Source organism: Butyrivibrio proteoclasticus P6B7, from assembly GCF_000622085.1.
In the GTDB taxonomy this organism is placed as follows: Bacteria; Bacillota; Clostridia; order Lachnospirales; family Lachnospiraceae; genus Butyrivibrio; species Butyrivibrio proteoclasticus_A.
In genome coordinates, this window is the sequence record NZ_JHWL01000009.1 from 164381 (window position 1) to 171546 (window position 7166).

Annotated in this window: 6 protein-coding genes and 1 rRNA gene; all 7 read right to left on the minus strand. The window is 42.6% G+C overall.

Annotation, left to right across the window (positions count from 1 at the left end; translation table 11 throughout):
• Positions 1-52: 52 nt before the first annotated feature.
• Positions 53-730, minus strand: a complete 678-nt coding sequence (ung, locus tag T541_RS0108345) for a uracil-DNA glycosylase (RefSeq protein WP_026652288.1) — start codon at positions 728-730, stop codon at positions 53-55.
• Between the two features lie 6 nt (positions 731-736).
• A complete protein-coding gene (gene hisF, locus T541_RS0108350) occupies positions 737-1504 on the minus strand; it encodes an imidazole glycerol phosphate synthase subunit HisF (protein WP_026652289.1) in 768 nt (255 codons plus the stop codon).
• A 2-nt stretch (positions 1505-1506) separates the two neighbouring features.
• Positions 1507-2124, minus strand: coding sequence for an imidazole glycerol phosphate synthase subunit HisH (hisH, locus tag T541_RS0108355; RefSeq protein WP_026652290.1), 618 nt, complete (start codon positions 2122-2124; stop codon positions 1507-1509).
• Between the two features lie 58 nt (positions 2125-2182).
• Positions 2183-4783, minus strand: a complete 2601-nt coding sequence (locus T541_RS0108360; RefSeq protein ID WP_155839484.1) for a hypothetical protein — start codon at positions 4781-4783, stop codon at positions 2183-2185.
• Positions 4780-5598, minus strand: a complete 819-nt coding sequence (locus T541_RS20685) for a hypothetical protein (RefSeq protein WP_026652292.1) — start codon at positions 5596-5598, stop codon at positions 4780-4782. The genes T541_RS0108360 and T541_RS20685 overlap by 4 nt, the downstream gene beginning before the upstream one ends.
• Positions 5599-5705: 107 nt before the next feature.
• Positions 5706-6614, minus strand: coding sequence for a chemotaxis protein (locus T541_RS0108370; protein ID WP_026652293.1), 909 nt, complete (start codon positions 6612-6614; stop codon positions 5706-5708).
• Between the two features lie 267 nt (positions 6615-6881).
• Positions 6882-7166 (minus strand): 23S ribosomal RNA (locus T541_RS0108375); the annotation flags it as partial.

The following is a 7166-nucleotide window of genomic DNA, read 5'->3' on the forward strand; positions in this document are numbered from 1 at the left end:
CGTAATACAGAAAACACTTTAGCACAGTAATGCATTACTTTGCAAGAGTTATTTAAATATTTTCTATCTGCCAGTCAATTGGCTCCAGGCCATTGGCCTTTAAGAATTCGTTGCACTTACTGAAATGCTTGCAGCCAAAGAAGCCTCTGTAGGCTGAAAGTGGACTTGGATGAGGAGCCTCCAGAATAAGATGCTTAGGATTGTTAAGCATAGCTTTTTTCATCTGGGCTGGCTTACCCCACAGCATGTACACAACCGGGCTGTCCTTTTCATTAACTGCCCTTATAATGGCATCTGTGAACTGTTCCCAGCCTCTTCCCTTGTGAGAATTAGCCTGATGAGCCCTGACCGTAAGAACAGTATTAAGTAAAAGAACTCCCTGGTCCGCCCACTTCTTAAGATAGCCGTTATTTGGAACGTAAAGACCCAGGTCATCATTAAGCTCTTTATAAATGTTGACCAATGAAGGCGGTGTATCTGCCATTCCGGGCTTAACAGAGAAAGAAAGCCCATGGGCCTGTCCAGGCTCGTGATATGGGTCCTGTCCAAGGATAAGGACCTTCACATCCTTAAGTGGTGTTAAATGAAGTGCATTAAATATATCTTCTGATGGAGGATATATCACATTCTTGGAATACTCCTCCTTTACAAACTTGTACAAATCTACATAATATGGCTTTTTGAATTCATCTCCAATTGCATCAAGCCAGTCTCCAGTTATCATTCCCATTGTCTGTCACCTTAATAATCTAACTGGCACATCACGCTCTGCCAGGTATTTTTTGAGATCATTTATCTCCATTTCCTTGTAATGGAAAAGAGATGCCGCAAGAACTGCATCAGCTCCTGCCACCGTAAGAGCATCATAGAAATGCTCCATAGTGCCTGCTCCGCCAGAGGCTATAACCGGAACAGAAACCACATCTGAAATACACTTAGTAAGCTCCAGATCATATCCAGCCTTGGTTCCATCGCAGTCCATACTTGTAAGAAGAATCTCGCCTGCGCCGAGATCTGTAACCTTCTTGGCCCATTCTACGGCATCGATTCCCATATCGATTCTTCCACCATGCTTATACACATTCCAGCCACTGCCGTCAGCTCTTTTCTTGGCATCAATAGCAACTACTATACACTGAGAGCCAAACTTCTCTGCCCCTTCAGCCACCAGCTGCGGCCTTTCAATGGCAGATGAATTGATGGCCACCTTATCAGCGCCTTCTCTAAGGATATTCTTGATATCATCAACAGTTCTGATACCGCCGCCCACGGTAAATGGGATGAATACCTTTTTGGCAACCTCTCTTACCATGTCAGTCACAGTATCTCTGCGCTCATTAGAAGCTGTAATATCAAGAAAAACCAGTTCATCTGCTCCAGCCTTGGAATAGGCTTCTCCAACAGCAACCGGATCTCCAGCGTCCTTAAGATTAACAAAGTTGATACCCTTTACTACCCTTCCCTTGTTAACATCAAGGCAGGGGATAATTCTTTTTGTCAGCATCCTTACACCTCCAGGAAGTTCTTTAATATCTGCATTCCAACATCAGCACTCTTTTCTGGATGGAACTGACAGGCAAATACATTTCCTTTTTCCACCGATGCATCTACTGTAACGGAATAATCGCAGGTTGCAGTTACGATGTCTCTCTCCTGGGCCTTTAAATAATAGGAATGAACAAAATATACAAAGCTATTTTCTTCAATCCCCTTAAACAGTCTTCCCTTATTGGGATATGAAAGACTATTCCAGCCAATCTGAGGTATTTTGTAGGCATTTCCATTTGAATCTGTCGTAGGCATTTTCAGGATTTTACCACGCAAAATGCCTAGGCCAGGAACTCCTTCTGATTCCTCACTGAATTCAAAAAGCAGTTGCTGTCCTAGGCAAATTCCTAAAAATGGAACATCCTTCGCAGTTATTTCTTTAATAACCGGAACAAGTCCATATTCATTTAATTTGTTCATAGCATCGCCAAAAGAACCAACACCTGGCAATACTACCCGATCAGCCTTCAATAGCTGATCTCTGTCTCTTGTAACAATACAGGGCGCCCCGAGATATTCAAAGGCCTTCTCGACGCTCTTGATGTTACCTGCATCATAATCGATAACTGCTACCATGTGGCATCTCTCCTTGCTTAATGATGTCGATGCTCACATGATGAGATGGCAAAAGAACTTACGATTCAATAACTCCAATTACTTCCAGAATTCTGATAGTATAGTCTCTATCCTTCTTAATAGCGTTAATCTCTGCCGCATCCTCTTCCGAAAGACCATATTTATCTCTAAGCACCGATTCTATACTATCGTACACGGTCTGCACCTGAATTTCAACATTGAACTTAGAGGCTTCTTCCATGAGGTCTGCCTTGTTCTTCATAGCCATCAAAAGCATATCCACAGCCTCTTCTTCCATGTTCATGGCCATGTAATTATCATATCCGGAAATGTATCTTTCTGCCCACGCAAGAACCCTTGCCTGCTCGTATACAAGTGTCTGGTTCTCATCCATTTCTTTCCCATAAAGCATTTCGTAGGTAGTTGTATACTCTCTTCTCTTATATGCGTTATTAGCCCTTGTGCTGGCAATTCTGTCTGGAAGTACCATAGCTGGTATAGCCACCAGTATTCCAAGGCTGATAGCAAATATAAATGAAAGTGAAACCTTCTTTGGAGAAATAGCTTTTTCCGGAGCCTCTGGATCCTTAGGAGGCTTTGGCTTCTTCTCCTTCTTTGGCTTTGGGGGTTTCTTCTCCTTTGGTTTCTTTTCCTTTGGAGGTTTCTTCTCCTTTGGCTTCTTTTCTTTCTTCTCTTTCTTTTTCTTGCCCTTGTCTCCTTCTTCACCAAGCTCGTTAAGAACCTGCTGATTCTCATCAGTAAGACTTGCCAGTTCACCATTTCCGGCAGCCTCTTCTTCGTCCTCAGCAACAAGAGCCTTTAACAGTCTTGCAAAGAAACCTTCCTTCTTCTCTTTCTTTCCTTTGCCCTTCTTAGCTTTTTTACCCTTGGTTTCTGGTTCCTCTTCGTCGCCTCCAACGTCGGAGCCTGCCAAAGCAGCCAAATCATCAAGGGATGGTTCTCCGGCAGCGCCTTCAAAGCCGTCCTCAGTAAGAGCCTCCAGGATATCTTCCTTAGGGATTTCAGATTCCTCTGAATCTCCCTCCATCTTAGCAGCGTTTTCAATATCCTCTATGTCATCACTGGCAAGGCTGTTCATAAGCGCGTCAAGATCAGGCATATCCTCGCCGCCATCATCGCTTCCAAAATCATCAGAAGAATCAGCCACGGCTGCAACCTCTCCCTCTGTAGATTCTCCTTCGTCAGCACTTAGAAGGTCATCTAAGCTGGCCTCCATGTTCTCAAGATCAAATTCATCTTCTGCGTCAGCGTCCGCACCACCATCCGCGGGTGCTTCCTCTGGAGCGGCTTCTGCCGGTTCTTCCGCAGCAGCTTCTGCTTCTTCAGGCTGTGCCTCTGCGCCTTCGTCTGCACTCATCAAATCTTCTAAAGCTATTTCGCCTGTATCAATATCGCCTTCTACATCAGAATCCGCAACCCCAAGTTCTTCCATGGCTTGCTCCAAGTCGCTAAGATCCATATCATCGATGTTATCTGCATCACCTTCAGGGCTTGCTTCTGCTGGAGCTTCCTCCGGCGCTGCTTCTGGCTCTTCTAATGCGATATCTGCCATTGCTTCCTCTAATGCAAGGTCTGGTATTGCTTCCTCTGCACCGGCTTCCGGTACAGGTTCCTCTAACGCAAGATCTGGCATTGCCTCTTCTGCACCTGATTCTGGCGCAGGCTCTGAGCCGGCGTCATCAGCACCACCTGCTGCAGGTTCTTCTAACACAAGGTCCTCAATCTGAGACTCTTCGATAGAAGTCTCAGAAGAAAGATCTGGTGCAGGTTCCTCTAATGCAGGCTCTTCCAATGCCATATCATTCATGGCATTATCAAGGTCATTTATAGTAAGGTCGTCAACATTACTGTCATCAACCTCTGTTCCTTTATCTAAGTCAGAAATATTGAAGGAATCCTCATCTTGAATATTGTCCAGAACATCGCTAAGGCTATCCTGATTAGCCTCCTCTCCGGAATCTACAAGACTATTTCCAGGCATGTCATCAAGGAGATCCGTAAGAATCTCCTCTGGTGTCTGGTCCATGTCAGAACTATTTTCTTTTCCTAAAGAAACTTCATTATCCTCCGGCATAATAACTTCCGGAGCCATCTCTAAAGAGAAATCATCACCCTCTTGAACGTCAACTAGCGGGGCCTGTGGCACAGGCTCAGGTTCTACAGGCTCTGGCTCTGCTGGTTCTGACTCTGCAGGCTCTACTGGAGTATCGAACTTGCCGCTTTGTATCTCGGCATCCATTCTCTCTGCATCTGCAATAGCTTCATCCAAAGCCACCTCCTCAGGATCTCTTGTATCCTGAGTTGTTGGAGCATTACCAACAGTAAATGTTGGAACCGAAGAATCTGTAGGCTTTTCAATATCCTCTAATAAATCAGAATAACTATCATCAAGTAATTCGCCCTTATCAAGACTGTCCAAAATGTTTCCAATATCAGCAATATCAGCATTTCCGTTGGAATTTTGCACAAGCTCATCCATGCCATCTAAGTTTGTGGCTTCCTGACGGCTTGCACTAGCATTACTTGTACTACCATGGCCTCCGGAAGACATTCTACTTAGGGCAGATTTGGGGTTATTATTATTCGATTGTGCGGAATTTAGCAAGCTGTCCAGATACTCTTCGTTGTTCGAATTCATAGCCCTTTGCACTCCTGCAAAATAAAGTTAACGGAATTCATCTGTATAGAATCTGTCTTATCTTCTATTTCCTTAGTATGTTGATACAACCTCTCATGCACCCTTATGAAATGGGCTTTATTATTTATAAAGGCCACCTTTTCAAATGGCCACCTAACCACTGTTGGATATTCCAGTCCTACACCAAGCTCTAGAACAAGAAGCTTGAAATTCAGGGTGGATGAAAGATATCTCATATAGTCATCCCATTTTCCCTTGTACGCTATTTCGTTATACTTAATATTCCTGTATTCCTGCCTCTTCTGATTAAGGTATAGCTCTTTTCCATTTAAAAATGGTCTTACAAAGCTCTCACCCTCATCAAAGTTGCCATCATTTGAAACGATGATCTCATGAATCCTATCAATAATTGCCTGAAACTCAGGACATTTCTCAGATAGGATAAGCTCATCTTCAAGATCCGGTGTCTGCAGATACATATAATTTCCGCAAGGGTAAACACAGTTCTCCGGTTCAAACCCATGCATTAATGCATCCTGTAAAAAGAGATCACTCACAAGGAAATATCTCTTTTTGCCCAGTAACTTGCGAAGGCCTTCATATGCACTGTCAATTCTATTATCCGTATGGTAAAATGCGTATTCATATTCTACGAGTGGTAGAAGCCATTGAAAACCCTCTTTGTCACAATACTTTAACAGCTTTGAATATCTTTCATCGCTGTGAATCCCCATGGTTACCCAATCCCATTCATGACCTACCCCTACGATACACAGGTCACAATTGTCAATTTGGGTCTTTAAATTCTCAGTCATTAAAAAACTCCACGTAAAAATATTAAAATACTCCCTTTATTGAGACAGTCATTGAAAACGCGTTTCATAACTGAGCCAACAAAGGGAGTTAAAGTCACAGTTAAATATCATCCAGCATCAGATGAAGCATTTACAAGTTCATCGATCACAGATACCAGGTTACCAATTTCAGGCTTTGATAACTGTCTGTCAGCTCCTAAGGATTCACCCTTTCTTCTCATCTCTTCGTTAACCAGTGATGAGAAAATGATAAGAGGAATGTCTTTAGTTGCATCATCGCTCTTAACAAGCTTAGTCAATCTGTGACCGTCCATGATAGGCATCTCGATATCAGTAATAATGCACTTAATCTTATCAAGATCGCCTCTATCCCTGCAAGCCTTGATATAATCATATGCCAGTTTACCGTTCTCAAAGTGTCTAACATTATTATAACCCGCTTTATTCAAGGAATCTACAATCAGCTTGTTAAGAAGCTGTGAATCCTCAGCAAGAACAATAGGCACTTCATTTCTAGGACGAGCACCGATATCTCCAAGAGCATCCATATTAAGACCAGTATTAGGATTGATATCAGATACGATCTTCTCGAAGTCGAGAATGATAATCAGCTGATTCTCAAATTTGATAATACCAGTTGAGATACTCTCCTCAGCCTTTGAAATTGTAGCATTAGGCTTGATAATATCAGCCCATGATACTCTGTGGATACCAATTACAGAATCAACATGGAATGCGATATCCAGCTTATTAAAATTAGTAATAATGAATAAGCCGCCTGCCTTAGAAGCACCGCGCTGTAAGCAGTTTCTAAGATCAATAGCTGTGATCATAGTATCACGGGGCATAAATATACCTTCGATACTAGGATGTGCATTAGGTACTGGAGTAACTTCCTGGTACACAATAATTTCTTTAATCTTTGCTACGTTGATGCCATAGCAATGGTCATCAATCTTAAATTCAAGGACTTCTAATTCATTGTTACCACTTTCAAGCAGGATTTTTGATTCCATTCTCTCACCTCGCGTAAAAAAAAATGATTTTAAAGTGATGACTGATTACCAAAAACTAACTAAAAACCGATTGTTAATTAATTGAATATCCTCATTTAGTATAGCATAGATTTTTGAAAATAAATATAAAAAACAAAAAAAGACGGGCATTTGACCGTCTTTTAAGAATTCATTTATATCAATTTTATAATTACAAATTTCGTTTAATAATTGTACCTTCAAAACCGAACACTGAATATCTAAATCCTATTTCTATACACCTATCTTTTGGATAAGCCCTCGACCTATTAGTACACATCAGCTGAACACGTTACCGTGCTTACACCTTGTGCCTATCTAACCTCATACTCTCTAAGGGGTCTTACTGCTTGCGCATGGGATATCTCATCTTGAGGGGGGCTTCACGCTTAGATGCCTTCAGCGTTTATCCCTTCCGGACGTGGCTACCCAGCCTTATGCATCTGGCGATGCAGCTGATACACCAGCGGTCCGTCCATCCCGGTCCTCTCGTACTAAGGACAGCTCCTCTCAGATATCCTACGCCCGCGCCGG